12 protein-coding genes are annotated in these 14,123 nt (G+C 69.4%); 10 read left to right on the forward strand and 2 right to left on the reverse strand.

The features are described from left to right. From G3I41_RS35795 to recQ, 9 genes are all read left to right on the forward strand, one after another. A partial coding sequence (locus G3I41_RS35795) for a molybdopterin dinucleotide binding domain-containing protein (RefSeq protein WP_164404691.1) occupies positions 1-934 on the forward strand: 934 nt, incomplete at its 5' end. Further along, a complete protein-coding gene (nuoH, locus tag G3I41_RS35800) occupies positions 931-2,334 on the forward strand; it encodes an NADH-quinone oxidoreductase subunit NuoH (RefSeq protein WP_164404692.1) in 1,404 nt (467 codons plus the stop codon). The genes G3I41_RS35795 and nuoH, both read left to right, overlap by 4 nt. After that, positions 2,327-3,019, forward strand: a complete 693-nt coding sequence (gene nuoI, locus G3I41_RS35805) for an NADH-quinone oxidoreductase subunit NuoI (protein WP_343242288.1) — start codon at positions 2,327-2,329, stop codon at positions 3,017-3,019. Before nuoH ends, nuoI begins: the two co-directional genes overlap by 8 nt. Continuing rightward, complete coding sequence (locus tag G3I41_RS35810; RefSeq protein WP_164404693.1) at positions 3,016-3,843, forward strand: NADH-quinone oxidoreductase subunit J; 828 nt, start codon at positions 3,016-3,018, stop codon at positions 3,841-3,843. Before nuoI ends, G3I41_RS35810 begins: the two co-directional genes overlap by 4 nt. Beyond that, on the forward strand, positions 3,840-4,139 hold the full coding sequence (nuoK, locus tag G3I41_RS35815; protein WP_018101339.1) for an NADH-quinone oxidoreductase subunit NuoK: 300 nt from the start codon (positions 3,840-3,842) through the stop codon (positions 4,137-4,139). The genes G3I41_RS35810 and nuoK overlap by 4 nt, the downstream gene beginning before the upstream one ends. Before the next feature lie 14 nt (positions 4,140-4,153). After that, positions 4,154-6,100, forward strand: coding sequence for an NADH-quinone oxidoreductase subunit L (gene nuoL, locus G3I41_RS35820; protein WP_164404694.1), 1,947 nt, complete (start codon positions 4,154-4,156; stop codon positions 6,098-6,100). Between the two features lie 4 nt (positions 6,101-6,104). Beyond that, positions 6,105-7,676 carry an NADH-quinone oxidoreductase subunit M gene (locus tag G3I41_RS35825; protein ID WP_164404695.1) on the forward strand — a complete coding sequence of 524 codons (1,572 nt, stop codon included), beginning with the start codon at positions 6,105-6,107 and terminating at the stop codon, positions 7,674-7,676. Continuing rightward, positions 7,673-9,337: an NADH-quinone oxidoreductase subunit NuoN gene (nuoN, locus tag G3I41_RS35830; RefSeq protein WP_343242289.1), complete on the forward strand. Its 1,665-nt coding sequence runs from the start codon at positions 7,673-7,675 to the stop codon at positions 9,335-9,337. The genes G3I41_RS35825 and nuoN overlap by 4 nt, the downstream gene beginning before the upstream one ends. Before the next feature lie 155 nt (positions 9,338-9,492). Beyond that, positions 9,493-11,553: a DNA helicase RecQ gene (gene recQ, locus G3I41_RS35835; protein ID WP_164404733.1), complete on the forward strand. Its 2,061-nt coding sequence runs from the start codon at positions 9,493-9,495 to the stop codon at positions 11,551-11,553. Positions 11,554-11,595: 42 nt separating this feature from the next. Here recQ and G3I41_RS35840 read toward each other — a convergent pair whose 3' ends face one another. Continuing rightward, a complete protein-coding gene (locus tag G3I41_RS35840) occupies positions 11,596-12,573 on the reverse strand; it encodes a hypothetical protein (protein WP_164404696.1) in 978 nt (325 codons plus the stop codon). A 109-nt stretch (positions 12,574-12,682) separates the two neighbouring features. Beyond that, positions 12,683-13,075 carry a hypothetical protein gene (locus tag G3I41_RS35845; protein ID WP_164404697.1) on the reverse strand — a complete coding sequence of 131 codons (393 nt, stop codon included), beginning with the start codon at positions 13,073-13,075 and terminating at the stop codon, positions 12,683-12,685. A gap of 144 nt (positions 13,076-13,219) precedes the next feature. Between G3I41_RS35845 and G3I41_RS35850 the strand changes: the two genes are divergently transcribed. Beyond that, positions 13,220-13,729, forward strand: a complete 510-nt coding sequence (locus G3I41_RS35850; RefSeq protein ID WP_164404698.1) for a hypothetical protein — start codon at positions 13,220-13,222, stop codon at positions 13,727-13,729. Positions 13,730-14,123 lie beyond the last annotated feature (394 nt).

Raw genomic sequence — 14,123 nt, forward strand, 5'->3', positions numbered from 1 at the left:
CGGCGCGGTGGAGGCGGGCGCGCTCCCGTCGCTGCTGCCCGGCGGCCGCCCGGCCACCGACCCGCGCGCCCGGGACGAGGTCGCCGCCGCGTGGGGCGTCGCCGAACTCCCGTCCCGCTTCGGCCGCGACACCGGCCAGATCATCGAGGCCGCGGTCTCCGGTGAGCTGGGCGCGCTGGTCGTCGCCGGGGTGGGCACCGAGGACCTTCCGGACCCGGCGCGGGCCCTGGAGGCCCTGGACCGGGTCGGCTTCCTGGTCTCCCTGGAGCTCCGGCCGAGCGAGGTCACCGACCGCGCCGACGTGGTGTTCCCGGTGGCCGCGGTCGCCGAGAAGTCCGGGACCTTCCTCAACTGGGAGGGCCGGGCGCGGATGTTCGAGGCCGCGCTGAAGCCCGACCAGATGACGCGGAACCTCGCCCCGGGCGACGCGCGGGTGCTGCACATGCTGGCCGACGCGATGGACGCGCACCTCGGGCTGCCGGACCTGCGGGCCGCCCGCCGCGAGCTGGACCGACTCGGCGGCCGGCAGGGCGGGTACGCGGACGACCCCCGCGTCTCCGCGCAGCCGCTGCCCCGGCCCGGCGACGGCGAGGCGATTCTCGCCGGCCACCGGATGCTGCTCGACCTGGGCCGCCTCCAGGAGGGCGACACCGCGCTCGCCGGGACCCGGCACGAGGCGGTGGCCCGGCTGTCGGCCGCCACCGCCGCGGAGAGCGGGGTCAAGGACGGCGACCTGCTGGCCGTGTCCGGGCCCGCCGGCAGCGTCGAACTCCCGCTCCGGGTCACCGACATGCCGGACCGCGTGGTCTGGGTGCCGCTGAACTCGACCGGGCGGGGCGTGCCGGCCACGACCGGGGCCCGCCCCGGCGGAGTGGTCCGGATCGGCCCCGCCGCTCCCGGTACTCCCGACGTCACACCGGAGGTGCGGGCGTGACCGCCTTCGCTCAACTGGCCGCTCCACCGCACGGTGCGGTGCTCGCCGCCGAGGACCTGTCGATGTTCGGCAACGACCCCTGGTGGCTCGTCGTCATCAAGGCCGTCTTCTGCTTCGCGTTCCTGATGGTGACCGTGCTCTTCTCCATCGTGTGGGAGCGCAAGGTCGTCGCCTGGATGCAGCTGCGCATCGGCCCCAACCGGCACGGCCCCTGGGGCATGCTCCAGTCGCTCGCCGACGGCATCAAGCTGATGCTGAAGGAGGACGTCGTCGTCAAGCGCGCGGACAAGGTCGTCTACGTCCTCGCGCCGATCGTCGCCGCCATCCCCGCGTTCATGGCGATCGCGGTGATCCCCTTCGGCCCGTCCGGCAACGAGGTCTCGATCTTCGGCCACCGTACGGCGATGCAGCTCACCGACCTGCCGATCGCGATGCTCTACATCCTCGCGGTCGCCTCGGTCGGCATCTACGGCATCGTGCTGGCCGGCTGGTCGTCCGGGTCGACGTATCCGCTGCTCGGCGGGCTCCGCTCCTGCGCGCAGATGATCTCGTACGAGATCGCCATGGGCGCCGCGTTCGCCTCGGTGTTCCTCTACTCCGGGTCGATGTCGACGTCGAAGATCGTGGAGGCGCAGGAGGACCGCTGGTTCATCATCCTGCTCCCGGTCTCCTTCATCATCTACATCGTCACGATGGTCGGTGAGACCAACCGCGCCCCGTTCGACATGCCGGAGTCCGAGGGCGACCTCGTCGGCGGTTTCAACACCGAGTACTCGTCCATCAAGTTCGCGATGTTCATGCTCGCCGAGTACGTCAATATGGTCACCGTCTCCGCGGTCTCCACGACCCTGTTCCTGGGCGGCTGGCGGGCTCCGTGGCCGATCAGCACCTTCTGGGAGGGCGCGAACCACGGCTGGTGGCCGATGCTCTGGTTCGTCCTCAAGGTCCAGCTGCTGCTGTTCTTCTTCATCTGGCTGCGCGGCACGCTGCCCCGCGTCCGCTACGACCAGCTGATGAAGCTCGGCTGGAAGGTCCTCATCCCGGTGTCCGTCGTCTGGCTGATGCTGGTGGCGACCGTACGGGCGCTGCGCAACGAGGGCTACGACTTCTCCAGGATCCTGCTCTACGTGGCCGGTGCCGTGATCGCGGTGCTGCTGATCTCCTTCGTCGCCGACATCTTCCGCGACAAGAAGGACAAGGCCGCCGCCGAGCAGGCCGGGCCCGAGCCGGCGTTCGACCCGATGGCGGGCGGATTCCCGGTGCCACCGCTGCCCGGACAGACTCTGCCGCCCGTGCCGAGGCGCAGGCCGCGCCGCGAGCGGGAGCTCGTTGTCAGTGGCGGCGTGGATACTCAGAGTGACGGAAATCCGAGTGACGGAAAGGAGGCCGACGGTGTCTGAACTGCCAGATCTGCCGGGGTCCAAGAGGCCGGCGAAGTCCACCGGGCCGACGGGGTCCTCGCAGTCCTCCCCGAACTCGGAGGACAAGTTCCTCAACCCGGTGGCCGGCTTCGGCGTGACCTTCAAGGCCATGTTCAAGAAGCGGCTCACCGAGCAGTATCCGGAGACGCCGAAGGTGACGGCGCCCCGCTTCCACGGCCGCCACCAGCTCAACCGCCATCCGGACGGGCTGGAGAAGTGCGTCGGCTGCGAGTTGTGCGCCTGGGCCTGTCCCGCCGACGCCATCTACGTGGAGGGCGCGGACAACACCCCGGAGGAGCGCTACTCCCCGGGTGAGCGCTACGGCCGCGTCTACCAGATCAACTACGCGCGCTGCATCCTCTGCGGACTGTGCATCGAGGCGTGCCCGACCCGGGCGCTCACGATGACCAATGAGTTCGAGCTCGCCAACACCACCCGCGAGAGCCTCATCTACACCAAGGACGAGCTGCTCGCGGGCCTGGAGGACGGCATGGTCGACAGCCCGCACGCGATCTTCCCGGGCATGGACGAACAGGACTACTACCGGGGCCTGGTCACCGAGGCCGCCCCCGGTACGGAGCGCCAGCTCGCCGTCTCCAAGGGCGAGAAGCCGTCCGACGAGGCCGGGCAGAGCAACGGCGCCGCGCAGGAGGTGGACGCATGACCGGCCTGGCCGCAGCGGCCTCGCAGACCTCGACCGGCGAGGCGTTCCAGTTCTGGGTGCTCGGCACGGTCGCCGTGATCGGCGCCCTGTGCACGGTGCTCATGAAGAAGGCCGTGCACAGCGCGCTGTGCCTCGCCGGGACGATGATCATCCTCGCGGTGTTCTACCTCGCCAACGGCGCCTACTTCCTCGGCATCGTCCAGATCGTCGTCTACACCGGCGCGATCATGATGCTGTTCCTCTTCGTGGTCATGCTCGTCGGTGTCACGGCGGCCGACTCGCTGAAGGAGACCATCAAGGGCCAGCGCTGGCTGGCCGCCGGATGCGGCATCGGCTTCGGCGTCCTGCTGATCGTCGGCATCGGCAACGCCTCGCTGAAGACCTTCAACGGCCTGGGCACCGCCAACACCGCGCACGGCGGGAACGTGGAGGGGCTCGCCAGCCTCATCTTCACCAAGTACGTCTTCGCCTTCGAGATCACCGGCGCCCTGCTGATCACCGCGACGGTCGGCGCGATGGTGCTCACGCACCGCGAGCGCACCGAACGGGCCAAGACCCAGCGGGAGATGTCCGAGGAGCGCGTGCGGAGCAGCCACCTCCCGCCGCTGCCCGCCCCCGGCGTCTACGCCCGGCACAACGCGGTGGACATCGCGGGCCTGCTCCCCGACGGCACCCCGTCCGAGCTGACCGTCATGAACACGCTGCGCAAGCGCGGACAGATGCGCGACGTGTCCCAGGAATCACTGGCCGGCCTCAAGGCGCTGGAGCAGCGCTCCGGTGAGCGGCTGGGCCGGGACACCGAAGAAGAGGAGGTCGCCAAGTGAATCCGGTCAACTACCTCTACCTCGCCGCCCTGCTGTTCACCATCGGCGCGGCCGGTGTGCTGATCCGGCGGAACGCGATCGTGGTGTTCATGTGCGTCGAGCTGATGCTCAACGCCTGCAACCTCGCGTTCGTGACCTTCTCCCGGATGCACGGCAACCTCGACGGCCAGATCATCGCCTTCTTCACGATGGTCGTCGCCGCCGCGGAGGTCGTGGTCGGGCTCGCGATCATCGTGTCGCTGTTCCGTTCCCGCCACTCGGCCTCGGTCGATGACGCCAGCCTGATGAAGCTGTAAGGGGCGTTTGCACTGTGGAGAACCTGATTGCGCTGCTCGTCGCGGCGCCCCTGCTCGGAGCGGCGGTGCTGCTGTGCGGCGGCCGGCGCCTCGACCGCGCCGGGCACTGGCTCGGCACCCTGCTCGCCGCCGCCTCGTTCGTCGTGGCCGTGGTGCTCTTCACCGACATGCTGGGGAAGGGCGCCGAGGACCGGGCGCTGCACCAGAAGCTGTTCAGCTGGATCCCGGTCGAGGGCTTCCAGGCCGATGTGGCCTTCCAGCTCGACCAGCTGTCGATGACCTTCGTCCTGCTGATCACCGGTGTGGGCACGCTGATCCACATCTACTCGATCGGCTACATGGAGCACGACGAGCGCCGGCGCCGCTTCTTCGGCTATCTGAACCTGTTCCTGGCGGCGATGCTGATCCTGGTCATCGCCGACAACTACCTGCTGCTGTACGTCGGCTGGGAGGGCGTCGGTCTCGCCTCGTACCTGCTCATCGGCTTCTGGCAGCACAAGCCCAGCGCGGCCACCGCCGCGAAGAAGGCGTTCCTGGTCAACCGCGTCGGCGACATGGGCCTGTCGATCGCGATCATGCTGATGTTCACCACCTTCGGCACGTTCGCGTACGGCCCCGTCCTGGAGGCGACCGGTGAGACGAGCGAGGGCAAGCTGACGGCGATCGGCCTGATGCTGCTCCTCGCCGCCTGCGGCAAGTCCGCCCAGGTGCCGCTGCAGTCCTGGCTCGGTGACGCGATGGAGGGCCCGACCCCGGTCTCCGCCCTCATCCACGCCGCGACCATGGTCACCGCCGGTGTCTACCTCATCGTCCGCTCCGGCGCGATCTTCAACGCCGCCCCGGACGCCCAGATGGTCGTCGTGGTCGTCGGCGCGGTCACGCTGCTGTTCGGTGCGATCGTCGGTTGCGCGAAGGACGACATCAAGAAGGCCCTCGCCGGCTCCACGATGTCGCAGATCGGCTACATGATCCTGGCCGCCGGGCTCGGCCCCATCGGCTACGTCTTCGCGATCATGCACCTGGTGACCCACGGCTTCTTCAAGGCCGGGCTCTTCCTCGGCGCCGGTTCGGTCATGCACGGCATGAACGACGAGGTGGACATGCGGAAGTTCGGCGGCCTGCGGAAGTACATGCCGGTCACCTTCGTCACCTTCGGCCTCGGCTACCTCGCGATCATCGGCTTCCCCGGCCTCTCCGGCTTCTTCTCCAAGGACAGGATCATCGAGGCGGCGTTCGCCAAGGGCGGCACCGAGGGCTGGATCCTCGGCTCCGTGGCCCTGCTCGGCGCCGCGATCACCGCGTTCTACATGACGCGCGTGATGCTGATGACCTTCTTCGGCGAGGAGCGCTGGCGCCGCACGGCGACGCCGTCCCCGGACGCGCCGGACGTCGAGCCCGCCGCCGAGACGCGCGGCGAGCACGCGGAGCCGCATCCGCACGAGTCCCCGAAGTCCATGACGATCCCGATGATCGTGCTGGCCTTCGGCTCGGTCTTCGCCGGTGGCTTCTTCTCGATCGGCGACCGCTTCCTGCACTGGCTGGAGCCCGTCACCGGCCACGACCACGGCGATGCCCCGATCGGCGCGTCGACCGTCACCGCGGCCACCATGGTCGCCCTGGTCGTCGGTGTCGCCATCGCCTGGGCGATGTACGGCCGCAAGCCGGTGCCGGTGACCGCCCCGCGCGGCTCGCTGCTCACCCGGGCCGCGCGCCGCGACCTCCTCCAGGACGACTTCAACCACGTGGTCCTGGTCCGCGGCGGCGAACACCTGACCCGCTCCCTGGTCTACGTCGACCACAGCCTGGTCGACGGCGTCGTCAACGGCACGGCCGCGTCCATGGGCGGGCTCTCCGGCCGGCTGCGCAAACTCCAGAACGGCTACGCCCGCTCCTACGCGGTCTCGATGCTCGGAGGTACGGCGGTTCTCATCGCCGCGACCCTGCTGATGAGGGCGGTCTGATCACATGTCCTTTCCCCTCCTGACAGCGACGGCGGCGCTCCCGGCGATCGGCGCGGTGGCCACCGCCGCCGTCCCGGCCGCCCGGCGCACCGCCGCCAAATGGCTGGCGCTGCTCTTCTCGCTGGCCACGCTCGCCCTGGCGGGCATCGCGCTCGCCCGCTTCGAGCCCGGCGGCGACCGCTTCCAGCTCACCGAATCGCACGCCTGGATCAAGGACTTCGGCGTCCGCTACGAACTGGGCGTCGACGGCATCGGCGTGGCGCTCATGGCGCTCACCGCCCTGCTGATCCCGTTCGTCATCCTGGCCGGCTGGCACGACGCCGACCCCCTGGAGACGAACTCCTCGCGCTGGCGCCCGACGCAGGGCTTCTTCGCCCTGATCCTGATGGTCGAAGCGATGGTGATCCTCTCCTTCGAGGCCACCGACGTCTTCCTCTTCTACATCCTGTTCGAAGCCATGCTCATCCCGATGTACTTCCTCATCGGCGGCTTCGGGGACCGGGCGCACACCGGCAGCGACGAGAACGCGGCGGCGCAGCGCTCGTACGCCGCCGTGAAGTTCCTCCTCTACAACCTGGTCGGCGGCCTCATCATGCTGGCCGCGGTGATCGGCCTGTACGTGGTCGCGGGCTCGTTCTCGCTCTCCGAGATCGCCGAGGCCCGGGCCAACGGCACGTTCTCCATGGCGACCGGCACCGAGCGGTGGCTGTTCCTCGGGTTCTTCTTCGCCTTCGCGGTGAAGGCCCCGCTGTGGCCGCTGCACACCTGGCTGCCCAACGCGATGGGTGAGGCGACCGCGCCGGTCGCCGTGCTGATCACCGCCGTGGTCGACAAGGTCGGCACGTTCGCGATGCTCCGCTTCTGCCTCCAGCTCTTCCCGGAGGCCAGCAAGTGGGCGACGCCGGTGATCCTGGTCCTGGCGCTGATCAGCATCGTGTACGGGGCGCTGCTCGCGGTCGGCCAGCGCGACATCAAGCGGCTGATCGCCTACGCGTCCATCTCGCACTTCGGCTTCATCATCCTGGGCATCTTCGCGATGACCAGTCAGGGCCAGTCGGGCGCGACGCTGTACATGGTCAACCACGGCATCTCGACGGCCGCGCTGATGCTGGTCGCGGGCTTCCTGATCAGCCGGCGCGGCTCGCGCCTCATCGCCGACTACGGCGGGGTGCAGAAGGTGGCCCCGGTCCTGGCCGGCACCTTCCTGATCGGCGGTCTGGCCACGCTGTCGCTGCCGGGGCTCGCCCCGTTCGTCAGCGAGTTCCTGGTCCTGGTCGGCGCGTTCGCCGCGTATCCGGCGGTCGGCATCATCGCCACCACCGGCATCGTGCTCGCCGCGATCTACGTCCTGGTCCTCTACCAGCGCACCATGACCGGCCCGGTCAAGGCCGAGGTGCAGGGCATGGCGGACCTCAAGGCGCGTGAGCTCGTGGTGGTCGTGCCGCTGATCGCGCTGCTGCTGTTCCTGGGTGTCTACCCGAAGCCGCTGACGGAGATCGTCAACCCGGCGGTGCAGCACACCATGTCGGACGTACAGAAGAAGGACCCCCAGCCCGAGGTGGAGGCCGCCAAGTGAGCGCAACAGCTGTCCACAGCCTGTGGACGACGGCGAGCGGGGTGACATCCGCCGCTCCGGACGAGAAGTTCACGGCCCCGGTCATCGAGTACACCCAGCTGATGCCGGTCCTGATCGTGATCGGCGTCGCCGTCGTCGGTGTCCTGGTCGAGGCGTTCGTGCCGCGCCGGGCCCGGTACCACACGCAGGTGTTCCTGACCGTCGTCGCGCTGGTCGCCGCGTTCGCCGCGGTGGTCGGCCTGGCCGCCTCCGGTTACGGGACGACCAAGGCGCACATCGCCGCGATGGGCGCCATCGCGGTCGACGGGCCGTCCCTGTTCCTCCAGGGCGTCATCCTGCTGACGTCCCTGGTCGCGGTCTTCACGTTCGCCGAACGGCGGCTCGACCCGGAGTCCCACGGCAACCGCGTGGACTCCTTCGCCGCGCAGGCCGCGTCGGTGCCCGGCAGCGACAGCGAGAAGGCCGCGGTCAAGGCCGGGTTCACCACCACCGAGGTCTTCCCGCTCGTCCTCTTCTCGGTGGCGGGCATGCTGGTCTTCCCGGCGGCCAACGACCTGCTGACGCTGTTCGTGGCCCTGGAGGTCTTCTCCCTCCCGCTGTACCTCCTGTGCGCCGTCGCCCGCCGCAAGCGGCTGATGTCGCAGGAGTCGGCCGTGAAGTACTTCCTGCTCGGCGCGTTCTCCTCGGCGTTCCTGCTGTTCGGGATCGCCCTGCTCTACGGGTACGCGGGCTCCGTCTCGTACGCGCAGATCGCGACCGTGGTCGACGGCTCGATCCAGAAGATCGACCCGGCGCTCGCCGGCACCATGGGCAACGACGCGCTGCTGCTCATCGGCGGCGCGATGATCCTCACCGGCCTGCTCTTCAAGGTCGGCGCCGTCCCGTTCCACATGTGGACCCCGGACGTCTACCAGGGCGCGCCGACCCCGGTCACCGGCTTCATGGCCGCCGCGACGAAGGTCGCCGCGTTCGGCGCGCTGCTCCGCCTGCTGTACGTGGTGCTGCCCGGCCTCACCTGGGACCTGCGGCCGGTCATGTGGGGCGTCGCGATCGTCACGATGGTGGGCGGTGCGGTCGTCGCGATCACCCAGACCGACATCAAGCGGCTGCTGGCCTACTCCTCGATCGCGCACGCCGGGTTCATCCTGGCCGGTGTGATCGCGGCCACCCCCGACGGCATCTCGTCGGTCCTCTTCTACCTCGGCACGTACTCCTTCGTGACGGTCGGCGCGTTCGCCGTCGTCACGCTGGTGCGGGACGCGGGCGGCGAGGCGACGCACCTGTCGAAGTGGGCGGGGCTCGGCCGGCGCTCGCCGCTGGTCGCCGCGGTCTTCGCGGTGTTCCTGCTGGCCTTCGCCGGTATCCCGCTGACCTCGGGCTTCTCCGGGAAGTTCGCGGTGTTCAAGGCGGCGGCGGACGGCGGCGCGGGCGGCCTGGTCGTGGTCGGTGTGATCTCCTCGGCGATCGCCGCGTTCTTCTACATCCGGGTCATCGTGCTGATGTTCTTCAGCGAGCCGAAGGCGGACGGCCCCACGGTCGCCGTCCCGTCCCCGCTGACGATGGCCACGATCGCGATCGGCGTGGCCGTGACCGTGGTCCTGGGTGTGGCCCCGCAGTACTTCCTGGACCTGGCGGGCCAGGCGGGGACGTTCGTGAGGTAGCCGGCAGCGGCTCGACGACAACGCCGGACGGGCTTGGCCTTCCCTCGGGAAGTCAAGCCCGTCCGGCGTTGTCACAGGCAGGCCCTAGGGTGGCGGGGGAGGCAGTGGGACCGGTATCGGGGGACAGAGCGATGAGCGGGACGGGCGTGACGGGCATGACCACGGATGTGAGCACGGGCGGGACCGCCGCCGCGACCGAGAGCGAAGCGCGGCGCACGCTGCACCGCGTCTTCGGTTACGAGGCGTTCCGCGGCGAGCAGGAGGCGATCGTCGACCACGTGGTGGCCGGCGGAGACGCCGTCGTGCTCATGCCCACCGGCGGCGGCAAGTCCCTCTGCTACCAGATCCCGGCCCTGGTCCGGCGGGGCACCGGCGTCGTGATCTCCCCGCTGATCGCCCTCATGCAGGACCAGGTCGACGCGCTGCGGGCGCTCGGCGTGCGGGCCGGCTTCATCAACTCCACGCAGGACTTCGACGAGCGCCGCTCGATGGAGGCCCAGTTCGTCGCGGGCGAGCTGGACCTCCTCTACCTGGCCCCGGAGCGGCTGCGGCTGGACTCCACGCTCGCGCTGCTGGCCCGGGGCGAGGTCTCCGTCTTCGCGATCGACGAGGCGCACTGCGTCGCCCAGTGGGGCCACGACTTCCGCCCCGACTACCTCGCCCTGTCCGTCCTCGGCGAGCGCTGGCCCGACGTGCCGCGCATCGCCCTGACGGCCACGGCGACGGACGCCACGCACCGCGAGATCACCCAGCGGCTCGGCATGCCCGACGCGCGGCACTTCGTGGCCAGCTTCGACCGGCCCAACATCCAGTACCGGATCGTGGGCAAGGCCGACCCGAAGAAGCAGCTGCTCGCCTTCCTCAAGGAGGAGCACGCCGGGGACGCGGGCATCGTCTACTGCCTCTCCCGCGCGTCCACGGAGAAGACCGCCGAGTTCCTCTGCCGCAACGGCATCGAGGCCGTCCCGTACCACGCGGGGCTCGACGCCGGGACCCGCGCGGCCCACCAGTCCCGCTTCCTGCGCGAGGAGGGCCTGGTCGTCGTCGCGACGATCGCCTTCGGCATGGGCATCGACAAGCCGGACGTCCGCTTCGTCGCCCACCTGGACCTCCCGAAGTCCGTCGAGGGCTACTACCAGGAGACCGGCCGGGCCGGCCGCGACGGCGCCCCGTCCACGGCGTGGATGGCGTACGGCCTCCAGGACGTCGTCCAGCAGCGCAAGCTCATCCAGGGCGGCGAGGGCGACGAGGCGTTCCGCCGCCGGGCCGCCTCGCACCTGGACTCGATGCTCGCCCTCTGCGAGACGGCCCAGTGCCGCCGCGCCCAGCTCCTGACGTACTTCGGCCAGGAGCCGACCGCCGCCTCGTGCGGCAACTGCGACACCTGCCTCACCCCGCCGGAGACCTGGGACGGCACGGTGTCCGCCCAGAAGCTGCTGTCCACGGTGGTACGGCTGAAGCGGGAGCGCGGCCAGAAGTTCGGCGCGGGCCAGATCATCGACATCCTGCTCGGCCGCCGCACGGCCAAGGTCATCCAGTTCGACCACGACCAGCTGTCGGTCTTCGGCATCGGCGAGGACCTGTCCGAGGCGGAGTGGCGCGGAGTGGTCCGCCAGCTCTTGGCCCAGGGCCTGATCGCCGTCGAGGGCGAGTACGGCACGCTGGTCCTCACGGAGGCGAGCGGCTCCGTCCTCAACCGCGAGCGCGAGGTCCAGCTCCGCAAGGAGCCGAAGAAGCCGACGGCCTCCCGCTCCTCGTCCGGACGCGGCGAGCGCAAGCCGAAGGCGGCGGCCGCCGCCGACCTCCCCGAGACGGCCGTCCCCGTCTTCGAGGCCCTGCGCGCCTGGCGGGCCGCCCAGGCCAAGGAGCTGGGCCTCCCGGCCTACGTGATCTTCCACGACGCCACCCTCCGCGAGATCGCCACGGTCCGCCCGACGACCCTGGGCGAGCTGGGCGGCATCAGCGGCCTGGGCGAGAAGAAGCTGGCGACGTACGGGGAGGGGGTGCTGGAGGTCCTGGCGGGTCTCGACGCGTCCGCCCCGGAGGCCCCGCATCGGGCAGCCCCGACGGCAGCCGCCCCCGCCCCCGCCGAGACGCCCGCGCCCGCCGCTCCCGCCGAGACGCCCGCGCCCGCCGCTCCCGCCGAGACGCCCGCGCCCGCCGCCCACGACGACACCGAGTTCGGCTGGGACGAGGAGCCCCCGGAGTACGAGTGAGCCGGGCGGGTCGCGCGGCGGGCCTCCTGCGGATGAGGGCGGTCAGCGGAGAAGTGACGCCGCCAGTCGCAGCTGCTCCTCCTGCTGCCGCTGCACCTGCTTGAGGGCCTCGGCGTTCTGCTCGACGAGACGTTTCTGATAGGCGCTCTCCACCGCGAAAGCGACCCCGATCAGATTCACCTTCTCCTTGCAGGCCACGTCCGCCTTCGCCACGGTGATCGCCTGGGGCGACTGCGGATCCGGGAACTTGAGGTCGCGGTCCTGCGTGAGCGGATCGGGAGAGGTCACGTATCCCTTCTCCTTGAGGCACTCGGCCCACTTCCGCCCCACTGCCACGTACCGGCTGTCATGGCGTGTGCGTGACCAGGCATCCGTCGTGAGCCCGTAGGTGAACGTGACCGGCAGCGATTTCCTGCGCGGGGAGAACACCTTCATGGCCGCCTCGCGTTGGCAGCCGCCCACCGGGACCGCCTTTCCGGCGATGACCCCGTTGTTCGCCTCTGACGCCTCGGCCTCCTCCTGACTGCTGGGCAGGTCGGAGGGCTTGAGTTCTTCCTTGCCGAACATCGCCAGTTTCGCCGCGCCTGTCAGCAGCTCGGCCCCGGACGCCGGCGCCTCGGACTGGTCAGGGCCGTTCCCGGACCCGGACCCGTAACCGTACTTGGCTGCCAACTGCATCGAACTCACCCCGTAGCGGAGTCCGTTCTCGCCGAAGGGGTTGACCGTTGGACGCTGGGGCGTCGGACGGTAGGTGAATCCGAACCGCTTCATGCACTGACGGGTGAGTTCCGCCTGGGCCTTGCTCAGGGTGAGCTGGTCGTCCGGCTTGGTGAGGTACGGGTCCAGCGGGAAGGCGAAGGAGTTGGGATCGGTGATCCTGGGGGTGGCGGAGACCTCGGGCTCCCCGGATTCCTCGGTCTTCCCTCCCGAGGAGCAACCGGCAGCCAGGAGCATCGCGGATGCCACCGCAAGGATCGCCGGGGTGAGTGCAGGGCGTCGCAGCGACGACAGACGGTTCACGGCAGCTCCAAGTTCCGGATTCTCGCTACTATGGAGCCGCGCCTCCCTGCCCGGCGTATACGGGCAGGGGGGCGCGTCTCGCAGGTTGACCGTTAGGCGGCGGGCCTCATCAGCGCTCGTACGCCGACGTCACGTTGTTCTTGTAGTTGGAGCTGAAGTTCCCGGACAGACCATCCGGGATCCAGCCGTGGACGCCTCCGCGACCCGACTCGGTGTACACGTCCACGTAGGTCGAGTTGCGGTTCCAGTAGGACTCCGTGTTGTCATCCGGGTTGATGCTGGACGCCTTGGGGAACGAGTCGTTGGCGAAGTTCGCGTCGTAGCTGGCGAAGTCGAACACGTAGCTGGCCTGGTTCTGCAGGAAGTACGCGCCGAACTCGCCCGCGTTGGTGGATCCGTCACGGGTGGCAGCCGACGACTGGCCCGCCGTCGCGAGTACACCGGCACCGCTCAGGAGCAGCAGGCCGGCCGTGGCGACCAGCCTGGAGGTTCTTGCGTTCACGATTCACGCCTTTCATCGAAATGGCTTGATTTCATACGGCTCCACAGGCCGTATGGCTCATATGCGATCACTCCGATTCGGCGTCTGTCTACTGCTCCTGGGGACAGTAGACAGCGACTCTGCCCTGACTTACCTTAAATTTTCATGCATGCCAATGGAAAACGATCTTCCCGGACTCCGTCCTGGTTGGGTGCGGTCATCCTGATCACCGCATTCCTCTCCGTCAGCTGCTCCAGCGGTGACTCGAAGGAGGGTGAATCCGGAGGGGTCGACTCCGGGCCATCCGCTTCGGCTCAGGCATTTCCTCACGAGTCCTGCCTGCGGGATCTCGGTATCGAGTTCAGGGTGGACGGCGGTAAGAGCATTCCCGACAAGGGGAAGAACACACCGGAGGATCTCCAGGCGGCCATGGCGAAGTGCGGCGGTGCCGCGGTGCCCACGCTCGACCCCGCGGCCCTGGAGGCGCTGCGCAAGCAGGCGAAGTGCATGCGCGAGGAGGGGATCACGGAGTTCCAGGATCCGACGGCGACCGGTGAGGCCGTGCCCGACGACGCGCTGGAAGAACAGCTGGGGAGCCCGGAAGGCAAGAAGGCCCTCAAGAAGTGCGGTATCACCGCGAAGGACCCCGGTTCCGATCCGGGCGACAAAGCGTAACGCCCCGGCAGGGTTCCCCGCTTTCGAGTGCTTACCATCAGTTTTTCCGGATCTTCCGTGAAGAACCCGCAGATTGCTCTGCCGCCACGGGAAGGCGGCAGAGAATTGATCCTCTCCACACACGACACCATGCAGTCGGCAGGATTCTGCGACGGAGCAGCCGGCCGGAGCGTCCGGTGTTTCTCCGATCCGCCGCCGAATAACGGCGTGCCAGAATCCCGAGGCGTACATGCATAACGTGCAGGAAAACGAGGCGGAGACACCACCTGTTCCTCCGGAGGCACCGGCCCGTTCCCGGAGTGTCTGGCTCCGTGGGCGGCGCGGGGCGGTCATGATCGTGGTCGCGGCCGCCGTTCTTCTGTGTGTCGGCGGGGTGGGGGCATCCCTGGTGATC

It is taken from the genome of Streptomyces sp. SID9727, from assembly GCF_010550605.1.
Lineage (GTDB): Bacteria > Actinomycetota > Actinomycetes > Streptomycetales > Streptomycetaceae > Streptomyces.

What these genes read in the sequence shown, in the direction of transcription:
- G3I41_RS35810 (WP_164404693.1), top strand. Translation starts at nt 3,016, where the DNA reads ATGACCGGCCTGGCCGCAGCGGCCTCGCAGACCTCGACCGGCGAGGCG.
- G3I41_RS35850 (WP_164404698.1), top strand. Translation starts at nt 13,220, where the DNA reads ATGCATGCCAATGGAAAACGATCTTCCCGGACTCCGTCCTGGTTGGGT.
- G3I41_RS35825 (WP_164404695.1), top strand. Translation starts at nt 6,105, where the DNA reads ATGTCCTTTCCCCTCCTGACAGCGACGGCGGCGCTCCCGGCGATCGGC.
- recQ (WP_164404733.1), top strand. Translation starts at nt 9,493, where the DNA reads ATGACCACGGATGTGAGCACGGGCGGGACCGCCGCCGCGACCGAGAGC.